Here is a 14,903-nt window from a genome sequence, read left to right on the forward strand (position 1 = left end):
AGCATCAGTCCGGGACGCCGGCCGCCTTCAGCGTCTCGCGATAGGTCGCGGACATCGCTTCCACCGGAAAGGGAATCCGCGACAGGAAGCCGGAGATCGTGAACTCCGGGTCGACCTTGAGCAGCTCGCGCGCGATCTGGGCCGCGCGTGCGGTGTCGCCGGTCCTGACCAGCGCCACGATCAGGACGCGCAGCGCCACCGCGAAGCGGCGGTTCTGCGCCAGCGCCTTGTCGGCCCACATCACTGCTTCGGCAAAATTCCGGTCGAGCACTGCGCAGATCGCCAGCGCCGCGGCGGCGAACCAGCCGCGCGGGTCGCGCGGGTTCAGCCGTTGCGCGCGCTCGATCATGGCGCGGCCGGCTTTCTGATTACCGCGCATCGCCTCTATCCAGCCGCCGAGCACGAGCGCCATCGCCGAGTTCGGATTGATCGCAAGCGACCGCTCGAACAGGTCGCGCGCAGGCTCAATCTCGTCGGCCATGTTCCAGATCGCGAACGCCGCCATCCACAACACCTGCGGGTCACCGGGCGCCAGCTCGACCGCGCGCCAAGCCTGCGCGACCGCGCGTTCGCGGTAGGCATCGTTCAGCTTCAGCCAGCCCTGGACATGGCGCATCGCATGACAATAGGCGGAGGCCGCCAGTGCGGGCGCGTAGGCGGGGTCGAGCGCCAGCGCCTGGTCGAGGCAATCGAGCGCCGCTTCCATGCTCTCGGGCGTGAACTCGTAACGCAGGCTGTAGGCGCGCAGCAGCAGGTCGTAGGCGTCGAGCCTGTCGGGCGGCGCTGCCCGCAGCCGTTCGGCTTCCGCGACGAGCAGGGTCGGCTCGATCGCGCCGACCACGTTCTCGGTGATGCGGTCCTGCAGGTCGAACACGTCGGCGGCCGCGCCGTCGAAGCGGTCGGCCCACAGATGCGCGCCAGAGCTGGCGTCGATCAACTGCCCGGTGATCCGCAACCGATCGCCGCCGCGGCGGACGCTGCCTTCGAGCACATAGCCGACGCCGAGATCGCGGCCGACCTGGCGGATGTCGACCGCCTTGCCTTTGTAGGTGAAGGCGGAGTTGCGCGCGATCACCGTGAGGCGGCTGCAACGCGCCAGCGCGGTGGTGATGTCCTCGGCGATGCCGTCGGCGAAATAATCCTGCTCGGGATCGCCGCTCATATTGGTGAAGGGCAGCACCGCGATCGACGGACCCTCGCTCGGCCGCGGCGGGCTGGCATTGTCTGCAACAGGGCGATCGTGCGCGGTGACCTCGCGGACATCGCCGACAAAGCGGAGACCCTTGCGGGGCAGGGTGCGGATCAGCCGCTGCTCCTCGCCATTGTCGCCGATCGCCGTCCGCGCGGCGTTGATCCGGCTGCTCAGCGTCGCTTCCGAGACGATCCGGCCGTGCCAGACGGCGGCCAGCACCTCGTCGCGGCTGACCACCCGATCGCGGGCGCGGATCAGGAACTCGATGAGGTCGAAGACCTGCGGCTCGACGGCCACCAGAGCATCGCCGCGGCGCAGCTCACGGCGCTCGGAATCGAGGGTCAAGTCGTTGAAATGGTAAGTCAAATCGAAGAGTCCGGCGGCCGGCGGCTGAGTTCGTGGCGGAACCTAGCACAGGCTGGGTGAAGCCAAAATCACGACGCTCTGAAGGACAAATCCACGTCCTCTGAAAGCGGACGGGGGCGGTCTCTGCAATATTCAATCCCGACACCAGACTTAAGGAGATCGCCATGTCGCAGTCCATCAATCAGCAGCGCCGCCGCTTCCTTGGCATCGCCGGCGGGATCCTTGCCGCTTCCCGGTTCGGGTTCGTCGGTTCCGCTCAGGCTCAGTCCAAGCCGGCGCTGCCTGCGATCAAGGCCGGCGCCCACACCACGATCGGTCCGGTCAAGCAGATCAATGCCGGCGTGCTTGATACCGGCTATGTCGAGATGGGTCCTGCGTCCGGTCCCGCAGTGATCCTGCTGCACGGCTGGCCCTACGACATCCACAGCTATGCCGACGTCGCGCCGGCGCTGGCCGAGGCCGGCTACCGCGTGATCGTGCCGCATCTGCGCGGCTATGGCACCACGCGCTTCCTCTCCAGCGACACCATGCGCAGCGGCCAGCCGGTCGCGGTCTCAGCCGACATCATCGCGCTGATGGACGCGTTGAAGATCGAGAAGGCCGTGCTCGGCGGCTATGATTGGGGCGCGCGCACCGCCAACATCATGGCGGTGCTCTGGCCCGAGCGCTGTAAAGCCATGGTCTCGGTGAGCGGCTATCTGATCGGCAGCCAGGCGGCCGGCAAGATGCCGCTGCCGCCGAAGGCCGAGCTGCAATGGTGGTACCAGTTCTATTTCGCGACCGAGCGCGGCCGCGAGGGCTATGCCAAGAACCGGCACGATTTCAACAAGCTGATCTGGCAGCTGGCGTCGCCGCAGTGGAAGTTCGACGACGCCACCTACGACCGCAGCGCGGCGGCCTTCGAGAATCCTGATCACGTCGATATCGTGATCCACAATTACCGCTGGCGGCTTGGTCTCGCCGAGGGCGAGGCGAAGTACGACGCGTTCGAGAAGACGCTCGCCCAGGCGCCCGTGATCGCGATCCCGACCATTACGATGGAGGGCGATGCCAACGGCGCGCCGCATCCGGAGCCCGCGGCCTATGCCAAGAAGTTTTCCGGCCATTACGAACATCGGCTCCTGACCGGCGGCATCGGCCACAATCTGCCGCAGGAGGCGCCGCAGGCCTTCGTCCAGGCCATCATCGACGTCAGCAAGGTCTGAGACGGAGCCGATCGAGGATCATGAGACAGGTTTTGAAATGGGCAGCTGCCGCGATCGCGGCAGCCTGCATCAGCGCGTCATTGCCGTTTGCCGTCGGACATGCCGATGACGCCGCACTGGCATCGCCGATCTTCGGCGTGAAAATCCCCGACGGCTATCGCGACTGGAAGCTGATCGCGGTCGGCGAGGAGACCGGGCTCGACGAACTGCGCAGCGTGCTCGGCAACGCGACCGCCGTGAAGGCCTATCAGGACGGCGCCGCGCGTTTCCCCGACGGCACCGTGCTGGTCAAGCTGGCCTGGAAGCGCAAGCCCGTTGATGGCCTCAACGGCGCCTTCATCGCGGGGCCGGCGACCACGGTCCAGGTCATGGTCAAGGACGCGGCCAAATATGCATCGACCGGAGGCTGGGGGTTCGGCCGCTTCGTCGACGGCAAGCCGGTCGATGCCGCTCAGCACGAGACCTGTTTCGCCTGCCACGAGGCCCATGCCAGCGATCACGATTTCGTCTTCACGCACTATGCGCATTGAATGCCGGCAATATCGGTGTGGAGACCTGATGGCTCCGATCTGGCGCCGGGATTGCCGCGAGGCTAATTTCCCGCCGCAATCGCGTGCGGGGAACGGCATTGACCATCACCATCTACGGCATCAAGAACTGCGACACCATGAAGAAGGCGCGGGCCTGGCTCGACGATCACGGCGTCGCCTACGACTTCCACGACTACAAGACCGCCGGGATCGCCAAGGATAAGCTCAAGCAGTGGAGCGACGAGGTCGGCTGGGAGACACTGCTCAATCGCGCCGGCACCACCTTCAAGAAGCTGCCCGATGCCGACAAGGAAGGCCTGAACGAGCGCAAGGCGCTGGCGCTGATGGCCGAGCAGCCCTCGATGATCAAGCGCCCGGTGCTCGATCTCGGGGGCAAGCGCGTGGTCGGCTTCAAGCCGGACATCTACGCCAAGGAAGTGCCGGCGAAGGCGCGCAAGAAGGGCTAAGGCGCTTCCAGCGATGCCGCGACCGCTTCGCGAGAAGTGACGAGTCTAGATCAGCTCGACTGAATCCTGACTTGCCGGACGATCCGCGGGCACGAACCTGCGGTCGATCACGGCCCGCTCCGTGACCACCGGGGCCGACTTCGCAGCCACGCCCATCAGATTGTGCAGCCGGAAGCCGCCGTCGATGCTGATCGCCTTGTAGGAGCCGATGATGTGCTCGACGCTGTCGCCGCGTCCGAACGGCAGCAGCAGCCGCTCATAGGACACGTCCTTGCCGTCGGCGTCCGTGACCTCCGCAACTGTATAGGTCGGACGCTTGCGCGCGAGGCAAGCACGATAGGACAGGATCACGCCGGCATAGCGCTCGGGGCCGATCGCGTCATCGAGATAGCGGTTGGTGCGCAGCCGCGGCTCGACGTGCTCGTTGCCATAGGCCGTCGTCAGCCTCGCGCCTTCCTGCGTGATCAGGAAACGGGCGGCCTCGCCACTGCCGACCACGTCAAAGCCCATCATGTCGGCGCGCTCGTCGGCGGTGCCCTCGGTGTGGAAGTCGCACAGCAGGGGAAGCGCGTCCGGCATGCGCAGCGCGCGCAGCCAGGCGTTCAGCAGCACACGCTGCGTGATCGATTTGACCACCGATGGATCGGCGCTTCGGAATTGCATCGGCTAGCCGAACTCAGGCACAAAGGGGATGCGGCCAAAGACAAGTTCATCGATCTGCGGGATGGTTTGGCTGCGGGCATAAAGTCGCAGCCACGTGCCGGGGAAATCACGTTGTGGGATCGATTTGACGACTGAAGGATTGGCGCGCTCGAAATGCAAGGCTCTAGCCGTTCATCATGCAATAGCCGGAGCTTCGGCGAGAGGCGCAAATATTCTATGAAAGTGGGAGTCCGGAGCAAAACACCGTTAACGACCGCTTTCCCGAGGCGCAAAGCGCACCGAAATGCCATTCGACTAAGGATCAACCGGAACCGGTCACGCTGATGCCGCACTGCACAGCTTTCCACCTTGCGTAACTGCCGCAGATGACGGCATATTCCGGCCCGGAGGCGACGGGCCCCCGGACGGTTTCCAAGACGGATCGGACGCCTGTCGGACACGAAAAAAGCTGGCCACGCGGGCGAGGGGCTTCGCAGCGATGGCGTATGGGGGAATCTATTTGGCAGATGAGTTCATCCTCGAAACCAGCGGATTGACCAAGGAATTCGCGGGTTTCTTCGCCGTTCGCGACGTCGCGTTGAAAGTGCGTCGGGGCAGTATCCATGCGTTGATCGGGCCGAACGGCGCCGGCAAGACGACCTGTTTCAATCTGCTGACCAAATTCCTGAAGCCGTCGGCAGGCCAGATTCGCTACAAGGGCCACGACATCACCGCGATGCCGCCGGCCGACGTGGCGCGCCTCGGGCTGGTCCGTTCGTTTCAGATTTCGGCGGTATTTCCGCATCTGACCGCGCTCGAGAACGTTCGCGTGGCGCTGCAGCGGCAGCACGGTTCGTCGTTCGATTTCTGGCGTTCGAAAAGCGTGCTCGACCGCTTCAATCCGCGCGCCCACGAGCTCCTGAACGACGTCGGCTTGAGCGAATTCGCCAACACGCCGGCGGTCGAGATGCCGTACGGCCGCAAGCGCGCACTTGAAATTGCAACGACGCTCGCGCTCGACCCCGAGATGATGCTGCTCGACGAGCCGATGGCCGGCATGGGCCACGAGGACATCGACAAGATCGCGGCGCTGATCAAGCGGATCTCCGCGAAATACACCATCCTGATGGTCGAACATAACCTCTCGGTGGTGGCCAACCTCTCCGACATCATCACGGTGCTGACGCGCGGGCAGGTGCTGGCGGAGGGCAACTACGCCGACCTCTCCAAGGACGAGCGCGTGAAGGAAGCCTATCTGGGAGCGGGTCATGGCTGAGGCAAAACTGGCGGAGAAGCCCGTCGCTGCGGCCGGCGCCGACGTGCTGACGGTCAAGGATCTGCAGGCCTGGTACGGCGAATCCCACATCCTTCACGGCATCAATTTCAACGTGAAGGCCGGCGAGGTGGTGACGCTGCTCGGCCGCAACGGCGCCGGCAAGACCACCACGTTGAAGTCGGTGATGGGCGTCATCAACAAGCGCTCCGGCTCGATCCGCTTCGACAATCAGGAAATCATCCGCGCCACCTCGGACAAAATCGCGCGGCTCGGCATCGCATTCTGTCCCGAGGAGCGCGGCATTTTCGCCAGCCTCGACGTGCGCGAGAACCTGCTGCTGCCGCCGGTGGTGCGGCCGGGCGGCCTGCCGCTCGACCAGATCTTCACGCTGTTTCCCAACCTGAAGGAGCGCCTCACCAGCCAGGGCACCAAGCTCTCGGGCGGCGAGCAGCAGATGCTGGCGATTGCGCGCATCCTGCGCACCGGCGCGCGCTTCCTGATGCTGGACGAGCCGACCGAAGGGTTGGCGCCGGTCATCATCCAGCAGATCGGGCACACCATTGCGCGCCTGAAGTCGCAGGGATTCACGATCCTGTTGGTCGAGCAGAATTTCCGTTTCGCCTCGACCGTTGCGGACCGCTATTACATTGTCGAGCACGGCAAGGTGATCGACGGCTTCGCGAATTCGGAGCTGTCGGCCAACATGGACAAGCTCCATACCTATCTCGGCGTCTGATATCGCCAGAACCAGAAAATTTAGGACGAGGGAATACGACATGAAGAACAAGATTTCGGCGCTCTTGCTCGGCACCGCGATGGTGCTGTCCGCCGCAAGCGTCGCCTCCGCCCAGGAAAAGCTCGACAAGACGGTCAAGATCGGCGCGCTGTCGGACCAGTCCGGCCTCTACGCGGATCTCGCCGGCCCCGGCTCGACGCTGGCGGCGCAGATGGCGATCGAGGACTCCGGCCTCAAGGCCAAGGGCTGGACCATCGACCTGATCTCCGGCGATCACCAGAACAAGCCCGATATCGGCACCACCATCGCCCGCCAGTGGTTCGACGTCGACAAGGTCGACACCATCGTCGACGTGCCGAATTCCGGCGTCGCGCTCGCGGTCAACAACGTCGTGAAGGAAAAGAACGGCGTCTACATCAATTCAGGCGCCGCCACCTCGGATCTCACCAACGCGCAGTGCTCGCCGAATACCGTGCACTGGACCTACGACACCTACATGCTCGCCCACGCCACCGGCCAGGCGCTGGTGAAGGCGGGCGGGGACACCTGGTTCTTCCTCACCGCGGATTACGCGTTCGGCGCCGCGCTCGAGCGCGACACCACGTCCGTCGTCACCGCCAATGGCGGCAAGGTGGTCGGCGGCGTCAAGCATCCGCTCAACACCGCTGACTTCTCCTCCTTCCTGCTGCAGGCGCAGGCCTCCAAGGCCAAGATCATCGGTCTCGCCAATGCCGGCGGCGACACCACCAACTCGATCAAGCAGGCGGCCGAGTTCGGCATCGTCAAGGGCGGCCAGAAGCTCGCGGCGCTGCTGCTGTTCCTCACCGACGTCAAGGCGATCGGGCTCGAGACTGCGCAGGGCCTCAACTTCACCGAGACGTTCTACTGGGACCTCAACGACAAGACCCGCGCCTTCTCCAAGCGCTTCTCGGAGCGGATGAAGAACAGCGCGCCGCCGACCATGGTGCAGGCCGGCGTCTATGCGGGCCTCATGCATTACTTCAAGGCGCTGGAAGCGCTCGGCGGCAATCCGCATGACGGCGCCAAGGTGGTCGCGAAGATGAAGACGATCCCGACCGACGATCCGCTGTTCGGCAAGGGCGAGGTCGAGGCCAACGGCCGCGTCACCCACGACGCCTACCTGTTCGAAGTGAAGAAGCCTTCGGAGTCCAAGGGACCGTGGGACTTCTACAAGCTGGTCGGCACCGTGCCGGGCAACCAGGCCTTCACGCCGCTCGACAAGAGCGCCTGCGCGCTTCTGAAGAAGTGACGATCATGCCCGCCGGCCATGCGCGTGGCCGGCGGGCTTCATCTATCTAGCGAAAGCTCATTCGATGCAGGCTCTCTACGCACAGCTTCTGGTGGGACTGATCAACGGCTCGTTCTACGCGCTGCTCAGTCTGGGGCTCGCCGTCATCTTCGGCATGCTCAACATCATCAATTTCGCGCATGGCGCGCTCTACATGATGGGCGCCTTCGTGGCGTATTTCCTGCTCAACCTGGGCGGCATCAATTACTGGTGGGCGCTGATCATCGCACCCGTCGTGGTCGGCATCTTCGGCATGATCCTCGAGCGGACCATGCTGCAATGGCTGACCGGCCTCGATCATCTCTACGGATTGCTGCTGACCTTCGGCATCGCGCTGATCGTGCAGGGCGTGTTCCAGAACTATTTCGGGTCCTCGGGCCTGCCTTACTCGATCCCGGATCAGCTCAAGGGCGGCGTCAATCTCGGCTTCATGTTCCTGCCGATCTATCGCGGCTGGGTCGTCATCTTCTCGCTCGTGGTGTGCCTTGCCACCTGGTTCCTGATCGAGAAGACACAGCTCGGCGCCTACCTGCGCGCCGCAACCGAGAACCCGACGCTGGTGCGCGCGTTCGGCATCAACGTGCCGCGCATGATCACGCTGACCTACGGGCTCGGCGTCGGTCTTGCCGCGCTCGCCGGCGTGCTGTCGGCGCCGATCAACCAGGTCCGCCCGCTGATGGGCGCCGATCTCATCATTGTGGTGTTCGCGGTGGTCGTGATCGGCGGCATGGGCTCGATCATGGGCTCGATCATCACCGGCTTCGCGCTAGGCGTGATCGAGGGACTGACCAAGTATTTTTATCCCGAGGCCTCCAACACCGTGGTGTTTGTCCTGATGGTGGTGGTGTTGCTGGTGAAGCCAACGGGACTGACGGGACGGGCGGCTTGATATGTCAGCATTGACCGACGATACACTTCCGATCACGCCGCGCGCGATGCGCGACGAGATGATCGTATTCGCCGCGATGGCGCTGCTGCTGGCGATCGTGCCGTGGACGGGGATCTATCCGTTCTTCGTCATGCAGGCGCTGTGCTTCGCGCTGCTCGCTTGCGCCTTCAACCTCCTGATCGGCTATGGCGGCCTGCTGTCGTTCGGCCACGCGATGTTCCTCGGCACCGCCGGTTACGTCTCGGCCCACGCGCTGAAGGTGTGGGGGCTGACGCCGGAGCTCGGCATCCTGGTCGGCACCGCGGCCGCGGCCTTGCTCGGCTTGGTCACCGGCTACATCTCGATCAAGCGGCAGGGCATCTATTTCTCGATGATCACGCTGGCGCTGTCGCAGCTGCTTTACTTCCTCTATTTGCAGGCGCCGTTCACCCATGGTGAAGACGGCATCCAGGGCATTCCGCAAGGCCACCTGCTCGGCATCTTCGATCTCTCGAAGCCGCTGGTGCTTTACTATGTCGTGCTGGTCGGCTTCCTCGCCGGGTTCCTGCTGATCTACCGCACCATCAACTCGCCGTTCGGCGAGGTGCTGAAGTCGATCCGCGAAAACGAGCCGCGGGCGATTTCGCTTGGCTACAAGACCGACCAGTACAAGCTGCTCGCCTTCATCCTGTCGGGCACGCTGGCGGGCTTTGCCGGCTCGCTGAAGGTGTTCGTGGCGCAGAATGCCTCGCTCACCGACGTGCACTGGTCGATGTCCGGTGAAATCGTGCTGATGACGCTGGTCGGCGGTCTCGGCACCATCTTCGGCCCGGTGGTCGGCGCCTTCGTGATCATCGCCATGCAGCAATATCTCGCCGGTTTCGGCCAGTGGGTGACGGTGATCCAGGGCGTGATCTTCGTGGCCTGCGTGCTGCTGTTCCGGCGCGGCCTGGTCGGTGAACTGGCCCATTTGTTGCGGCGGTCGCTGTAGGGCAGACCTCGGCGACTTTCGGCCGACTTAGCGGTGGACGACCGCCCGCTCGGGCGGTCGATCCCGATGCTTTCCCCGCCAGATGCTCTATGACAGTTCTGTGACAGTCGCTAAAAGGGCTGTCCCGGAATGATGGAACTGAGACATGCTGCGCTGGTTTCGCGCCTTCCTGCCCAAGGAAGAGCGGTTTTTCGACCTGTTCGCCCGACACGCCCAGACCTCCGTGCAATGCGCATTGGCGTTGCAGGACATGCTGAAGGGCGGGGAGGAGACTCCGGTCTTTTGCCAGCGCGTCAATCAGTTCGAGAACGACGCCGATAGCGTCACCCGCGAGGTCCTGACCGCGGTTCGCCGCACCTTCATCACCCCGTTCGATCGTGGCGATATCAAGAACCTGATCACCTCGATGGACGACGCGGTCGACCAGATGCAGGCGACCGCAAAGGCGGTCATGCTGTTCGAGGTGCGCGAGTTCGAGCCGCCGATGCGCGAGATGGGCGGCCTGATCGTCGAATGCGCCAATCTGGTCGGCCGCGCGCTGCCCCTGTTGCAGTCGATCGGCCACAACGTCTCGATGCTGACCCAGATCACCGAGGAACTGACCAAGCTCGAGGGCCGGGTCGACGATCTCCAGGATATCGGGCTCAAGGAGCTGTTCCTGAAGCACCGCGACGCCAACGCGATGGACTACATCGTCGGCGCGGAGATCTACGACCATCTCGAGAAAGTGGCCGACCGTTTCGACGACGTGGCGAACGAGATCAACTCGATCGTGATCGAGCAAGTCTGAGCATGATCCGGAAAAGTGTGATGCGGTTTTCCCTGCGACAAACGCGAAGCGTTTGCGCGGCGATCATGCTCAACAAAGCACAATAGAGTGGGGCATCACGTGGACGCCACGCTGGGTCTTCCAATTCTGACCATCCTGATCGCGGTCGCGCTGCTGTTCGACTTCCTGAACGGCCTGCACGACGCCGCGAACTCGATCGCGACCATCGTCTCGACCCGCGTGCTGCGGCCGCAATATGCGGTGTTCTGGGCGGCGTTCTTCAACTTCCTCGCGTTCCTGGTGTTCGGCCTGCACGTTGCCAACACGATCGGCACCGGGATCATCGAGCCGTCGGTGGTGGATGCGACCGTGATCTTCGCAGCATTGGTCGGCGCGATCGTCTGGAACGTGATCACCTGGGCGCTGGGCATTCCGTCGTCGAGCTCGCACGCGCTGATCGGCGGCCTGGTCGGCGCCGGCATGGCGAAGGCGGGGATTTCGGCGGCGGTGTGGAGCGGGCTCTCCAAGACCTTGCTCGCGATCGTGCTGTCGCCGCTGGTCGGCTTCCTGCTGGCGCTGGTGCTGGTCGCGATCGTGTCCTGGCTCTCGGTGCGCTCGACGCCGTTCGCGGTCGATCGCGCATTCCGCATCCTGCAATTCGCCTCGGCGTCGCTCTATTCGCTCGGCCATGGCGGCAACGACGCGCAAAAGACCATGGGCATCATCGCCGTGCTGCTCTATTCGCAGGGCCATCTTGGCGACACCTTCGAAATTCCGTTCTGGGTGGTGCTGGCCTGCCAGGGCGCGATGGCGCTGGGTACCCTGATGGGCGGCTGGCGGATCGTCCGCACCATGGGGCTGCGGATCACCAAGCTGACGCCGATGCAGGGTTTCTGCGCCGAAACCGGCGGCGCCGTGACGCTGTTCATGGCGACCTATCTCGGGGTTCCCGTATCGACCACGCACACCATCACGGGCGCCATCGTCGGCGTCGGCGCCGCACGGCGGCTTTCCGCCGTGCGCTGGAATGTGGCGAGCTCGATCGTCTACGCCTGGGTGATCACGATCCCGGCGTCGGCCGCGGTCGCAGCCGCGAGCTATTGGGCGGTGCAGATTCTGAAGTAGCGTTTTCGAGCGAAGTGGAAGCCGGTTCGCGTTAAGAAGACGCTTCCCAAAAAGGAGTAATCAGCCGACCAGCTTCAGCCCGACGATGCCGGCAACGATCAGTCCGATGCTGGCAAGCCGCATCGCGGTCGCGGGTTCGCCGAGCAGGATGATGCCGAGCGCCGCGGTACCGACCGCGCCGATCCCGGTCCAGACCGCATAGGCGGTTCCAATCGGCAGCGTCTTCAGCGCGAGGCCGAGCAGGATCACGCTGCCGGCCATCGCCGCCAGCGTCAGCACCGACGGCACCAGCCGCGAGAAACCTTCGGTATATTTCAGCCCGATCGCCCAGCCGATCTCGAGCAGGCCAGCGGTGAACAGAATGGTCCAAGCCATCACGAACCCTCCAGATAAGGCAGGGTCGTCCCCGCGAATGGTATGGTGAGGAGAAGGTCGTCCTTCCGGTGCCCATATGGGGATGGTGCGGGCGTTCCGCATTGCGACAAAACGCCCTTGATTGCGCCCGTTTTCCCTGCCAAATGCCCCGCCATGTCCGACATTTCAGTTTCAGCCGAATCGCCGTCCCGCTCGCCGCTTTCAGCGGAAGTGGCGCGACGGCGCACCTTTGCGATCATCTCGCACCCGGACGCCGGCAAGACCACGCTGACGGAAAAGCTGCTGCTGTTCGGGGGCGCCATCAATCTCGCGGGCCAGGTCAAGGCCAAGGGCGAGCGGCGCAACACGCGCTCGGACTGGATGAAGATCGAGCGCGAGCGCGGCATCTCGGTCGTCACCTCGGTGATGACCTTCGAGTTCAACGACCTCGTGTTCAACCTCTTGGACACGCCGGGCCACGAGGACTTTTCGGAAGATACCTATCGCACGCTGACCGCGGTCGATTCCGCTGTGATGGTGATCGACGCGGCGAAAGGCATCGAGGCGCGCACCCGAAAGCTGTTCGAGGTGTGCCGGCTGCGCGACATTCCGATCATCACCTTCATTAACAAGATGGACCGCGAGAGCCGCGACACGTTCGAGCTTCTGGACGAGATCGAGAAGACGCTGGCGCTCGACACGACGCCGATGACCTGGCCGGTCGGCCGTGGCCGCGACTTCCTCGGCACCTATGACGTCGTCAATGGCGGCGTGCGGCTGCTCGAGGGCGGCGGCGCCAAGACCGGCGCCACCGAGCAGATCGACATCGCCGATCTCGGCAAGCGCAATCCCAATCTCGACGTCGCCGAAGTCAAGGACGAGCTCGCGCTGGCCTCGGAAGCCTGCAAGCCGTTCGAGCTCGCTGCGTTCCGCGAGGGCCACCTGACGCCGGTCTATTTCGGCAGCGCGCTGCGCAATTTCGGCGTCGGCGATCTGCTGGAAGGCCTCGGCAAGTTCGCACCGGCGCCGCGCGCGCAGGACTCGGATTTGCGCAAGGTCGAGGCATCGGAGCCGCGCATGAGCGCGTTCGTGTTCAAGATCCAGGCCAACATGGATCCGAACCACCGCGACCGCATCGCCTTCGCCCGGTTGTGCTCGGGCAAGCTCAGCCGCGGCATGAAGGCCAAGCTGGTACGCACCGGCAAGAACATGAGCCTGTCGAGCCCGCAGTTCTTCTTCGCGCAGGACCGCTCGGTCGCCGACGAGGCCTTTGCCGGCGACGTCGTCGGCATTCCGAACCACGGCACGCTCAGGATCGGCGACACCCTGACCGAGGGCGAGGATCTGACCTTCGTCGGCGTGCCGAGCTTCGCGCCGGAAATCGTCCGCCGCGTTCGGCTGACCGACGCGATGAAGGCGAAGAAGCTGAAGGAAGCCTTGCAGCAGATGTCGGAGGAGGGCGTCGTGCAGGTGTTCCGCCCGCGCGACGGCGCGCCCGCGCTGGTCGGCGTGGTCGGCCCGCTGCAGCTCGATGTGCTGAAGGCGCGGCTCGATGCGGAATATTCGCTGCCGGTAGAGTTCGAGATCAGCGAATTTTCGCTGGCGCGCTGGATCTCGTCCGACGACCGTAAGCAGCTTGACGCCTTCATCTCCGCCAACAATTCCGGCATCGCCGACGACGTCGACGGCGATCCCGTGTTCATGGCCAAGAACGAGTTCTATCTCGGCTACACCCGCGAGCGCGCCGAGGGCATCACCTTCTCCAACGTCAAGGACGTGAAGAAGAAGGCGTAGGCGCTCGCTCCGGTGTCGTCCCCCTGGAAGGCGGGGGACCCGGTACGCCGCGGCTTCTCCGTTACTCGCTACGGTTCTCGGCGGGGAGGTGACTGCCGAAAAAGTCGATCAGGCTCTGCGGCGCGTTAGCGCCGTAGCACAACTCGAGGAGCTCCTCCGCATCAGCCGCTTCGGACGCGCTGCGGGGAAACAGGTCCTTTTCATAGGCGGCGAGGGCGGCCTCGACGTCACCTGGGTTGGCAGCGATCGCCGCGCCGAGTTCGGCACCGTCGTACATTGCGAGATTGGCGCCTTCGCCCGATGGAACCATCAGATGCGCTGCATCGCCGAGCAGCGTGACGCCGGGCACGTGGTCCCATTGATGTGCGACCGGAAGCGCATGGATGAGGCGCAGCACCGGCGCCGTCTCGCCATCGGTGATCAGCGCGGTCAGCGCCCGGGCCCAGCCATCGAATTCCTCGGCGACGCGGGCGAGGGCGCTCGCAGGGTTGGAGAAGTCGAGGTTGGCAAACCATTCCTCACGCTTGGTCAGCGCCACATAGGTGTGCAGCACGCCGTTCGGCTCACGATGCGCGGCGATGCCCTTTCCCGGCGCCAGCGCGAACATGGCGCCGCCGCCAACCGCTTCCGCGCTCGCTCGGTGACGGACATCGGCGTCGAACAGATATGTCTCGATGAACGAAGTGCCGACATAGGTCGGCTTGTCTGCGGAGAGAAGCGATCGCACGCGCGACCAGGCACCGTCGGCCCCGACCAGAAGGTCGGTCGTCACCGTCGTGCCGTCGGCAAAGCTCAATACATGCCGCCCGCCGCCGAGCGGTGAGGCCGCTATGACCTTGTGTCCCCACCGCACCGTGCCTTCGGGCAACGAATTGAGCAGGATCCGGCGCAGCTCGCCCCGCGGCACCTCGGGGCGCCCGCCCGTGCCGTCGTCCGGATGATGCAGCAGGACATTGCCTTGGGTATCGAGCGCGCGGGTTTCCTGGCCGCCGGGGTGGATCAGCTCGCGGAACTCCTCAAACAGGCCTGCGGCCTTCAGCGCGCGTTGGCCGTTGTGCTCATGGATATCGAGCATGCCGCCCTGCGTTCGTGCCTCTGCGGAGGCCTCCGCTTCGTAGACGATCGCTGCGATCCCGTGGACGTGGAGGACGCGGGCAAGCGTCAGGCCGCCGAGGCCGGCACCGACGATCGTGACGGGAGATTTCATGCGGAGTCCTTCCGGGCTGAGAGTTATGGAACGTCGTTCCAATACTTGGAATGCCGTTCCAGACGTGTCAAG

General features: G+C 64.5%; 16 protein-coding genes. 11 read left to right on the forward strand and 5 right to left on the reverse strand.

Going from position 1 to position 14,903, the window contains the following annotated elements; genetic code table 11:
- Positions 1-4 precede the first annotated feature (4 nt).
- On the reverse strand, positions 5-1,558 hold the full coding sequence (locus tag ACVI1L_RS31980; protein ID WP_141342296.1) for a winged helix-turn-helix domain-containing protein: 1,554 nt from the start codon (positions 1,556-1,558) through the stop codon (positions 5-7).
- A 164-nt stretch (positions 1,559-1,722) separates the two neighbouring features.
- Here ACVI1L_RS31980 and ACVI1L_RS31985 point away from each other — a divergent pair, with 164 nt between their 5' ends.
- From ACVI1L_RS31985 to ACVI1L_RS31995, 3 genes are all read left to right on the forward strand, one after another.
- On the forward strand, positions 1,723-2,763 hold the full coding sequence (locus ACVI1L_RS31985) for an alpha/beta fold hydrolase (RefSeq protein ID WP_168855625.1): 1,041 nt from the start codon (positions 1,723-1,725) through the stop codon (positions 2,761-2,763).
- A 20-nt stretch (positions 2,764-2,783) separates the two neighbouring features.
- Positions 2,784-3,293 (forward strand): cytochrome P460 family protein, encoded by a 510-nt coding sequence (locus ACVI1L_RS31990; RefSeq protein ID WP_076831881.1) that lies wholly within the window; start codon positions 2,784-2,786, stop codon positions 3,291-3,293.
- Positions 3,294-3,391: 98 nt separating this feature from the next.
- Positions 3,392-3,760 (forward strand): ArsC family reductase, encoded by a 369-nt coding sequence (locus ACVI1L_RS31995; protein WP_085967190.1) that lies wholly within the window; start codon positions 3,392-3,394, stop codon positions 3,758-3,760.
- Between the two features lie 45 nt (positions 3,761-3,805).
- Here the strand turns inward: ACVI1L_RS31995 and ACVI1L_RS32000 are convergent, their stop codons facing one another.
- Together ACVI1L_RS32000 and ACVI1L_RS32005 are read right to left on the reverse strand one after the other, a co-directional pair.
- Positions 3,806-4,423: a hypothetical protein gene (locus tag ACVI1L_RS32000; protein ID WP_456784713.1), complete on the reverse strand. Its 618-nt coding sequence runs from the start codon at positions 4,421-4,423 to the stop codon at positions 3,806-3,808.
- A gap of 3 nt (positions 4,424-4,426) precedes the next feature.
- A complete protein-coding gene (locus tag ACVI1L_RS32005; protein WP_253587048.1) occupies positions 4,427-4,582 on the reverse strand; it encodes a hypothetical protein in 156 nt (51 codons plus the stop codon).
- 340 nt (positions 4,583-4,922) lie between these two features.
- On the opposite strand from ACVI1L_RS32005, the gene ACVI1L_RS32010 reads away from it, so the two are divergent.
- From ACVI1L_RS32010 to ACVI1L_RS32040, 7 genes are all read left to right on the forward strand, one after another.
- Positions 4,923-5,678, forward strand: coding sequence for an ABC transporter ATP-binding protein (locus ACVI1L_RS32010; protein ID WP_016839877.1), 756 nt, complete (start codon positions 4,923-4,925; stop codon positions 5,676-5,678).
- Positions 5,671-6,414, forward strand: coding sequence for an ABC transporter ATP-binding protein (locus ACVI1L_RS32015; RefSeq protein WP_076831885.1), 744 nt, complete (start codon positions 5,671-5,673; stop codon positions 6,412-6,414). The genes ACVI1L_RS32010 and ACVI1L_RS32015 overlap by 8 nt, the downstream gene beginning before the upstream one ends.
- Positions 6,415-6,454: 40 nt before the next feature.
- Positions 6,455-7,684, forward strand: coding sequence for an ABC transporter substrate-binding protein (locus ACVI1L_RS32020; protein WP_057019844.1), 1,230 nt, complete (start codon positions 6,455-6,457; stop codon positions 7,682-7,684).
- 64 nt (positions 7,685-7,748) lie between these two features.
- The gene (locus tag ACVI1L_RS32025) at positions 7,749-8,612 is read left to right on the forward strand and encodes a branched-chain amino acid ABC transporter permease (RefSeq protein WP_016839880.1); all 864 of its coding nucleotides are present in this window, start codon (positions 7,749-7,751) and stop codon (positions 8,610-8,612) included.
- A gap of 1 nt (position 8,613) precedes the next feature.
- Entirely contained in the window at positions 8,614-9,582 is a 969-nt protein-coding gene (locus tag ACVI1L_RS32030; RefSeq protein ID WP_057019845.1) for a branched-chain amino acid ABC transporter permease, read from the forward strand.
- Between the two features lie 145 nt (positions 9,583-9,727).
- On the forward strand, positions 9,728-10,372 hold the full coding sequence (locus ACVI1L_RS32035; RefSeq protein WP_456784714.1) for a DUF47 domain-containing protein: 645 nt from the start codon (positions 9,728-9,730) through the stop codon (positions 10,370-10,372).
- A 99-nt stretch (positions 10,373-10,471) separates the two neighbouring features.
- Entirely contained in the window at positions 10,472-11,476 is a 1,005-nt protein-coding gene (locus ACVI1L_RS32040) for an inorganic phosphate transporter (protein ID WP_057019847.1), read from the forward strand.
- A 60-nt stretch (positions 11,477-11,536) separates the two neighbouring features.
- Here the strand turns inward: ACVI1L_RS32040 and sugE are convergent, their stop codons facing one another.
- Positions 11,537-11,851 carry a quaternary ammonium compound efflux SMR transporter SugE gene (gene sugE / locus ACVI1L_RS32045; RefSeq protein ID WP_016839884.1) on the reverse strand — a complete coding sequence of 105 codons (315 nt, stop codon included), beginning with the start codon at positions 11,849-11,851 and terminating at the stop codon, positions 11,537-11,539.
- A gap of 153 nt (positions 11,852-12,004) precedes the next feature.
- Here sugE and ACVI1L_RS32050 point away from each other — a divergent pair, with 153 nt between their 5' ends.
- Entirely contained in the window at positions 12,005-13,624 is a 1,620-nt protein-coding gene (locus ACVI1L_RS32050; RefSeq protein WP_456784715.1) for a peptide chain release factor 3, read from the forward strand.
- A 61-nt stretch (positions 13,625-13,685) separates the two neighbouring features.
- Here ACVI1L_RS32050 and ACVI1L_RS32055 read toward each other — a convergent pair whose 3' ends face one another.
- Positions 13,686-14,831: an FAD-dependent oxidoreductase gene (locus ACVI1L_RS32055; RefSeq protein WP_456785639.1), complete on the reverse strand. Its 1,146-nt coding sequence runs from the start codon at positions 14,829-14,831 to the stop codon at positions 13,686-13,688.
- Positions 14,832-14,903: the final 72 nt, after the last annotated feature.

It is taken from the genome of Bradyrhizobium sp. USDA 4516, from assembly GCF_054055915.1.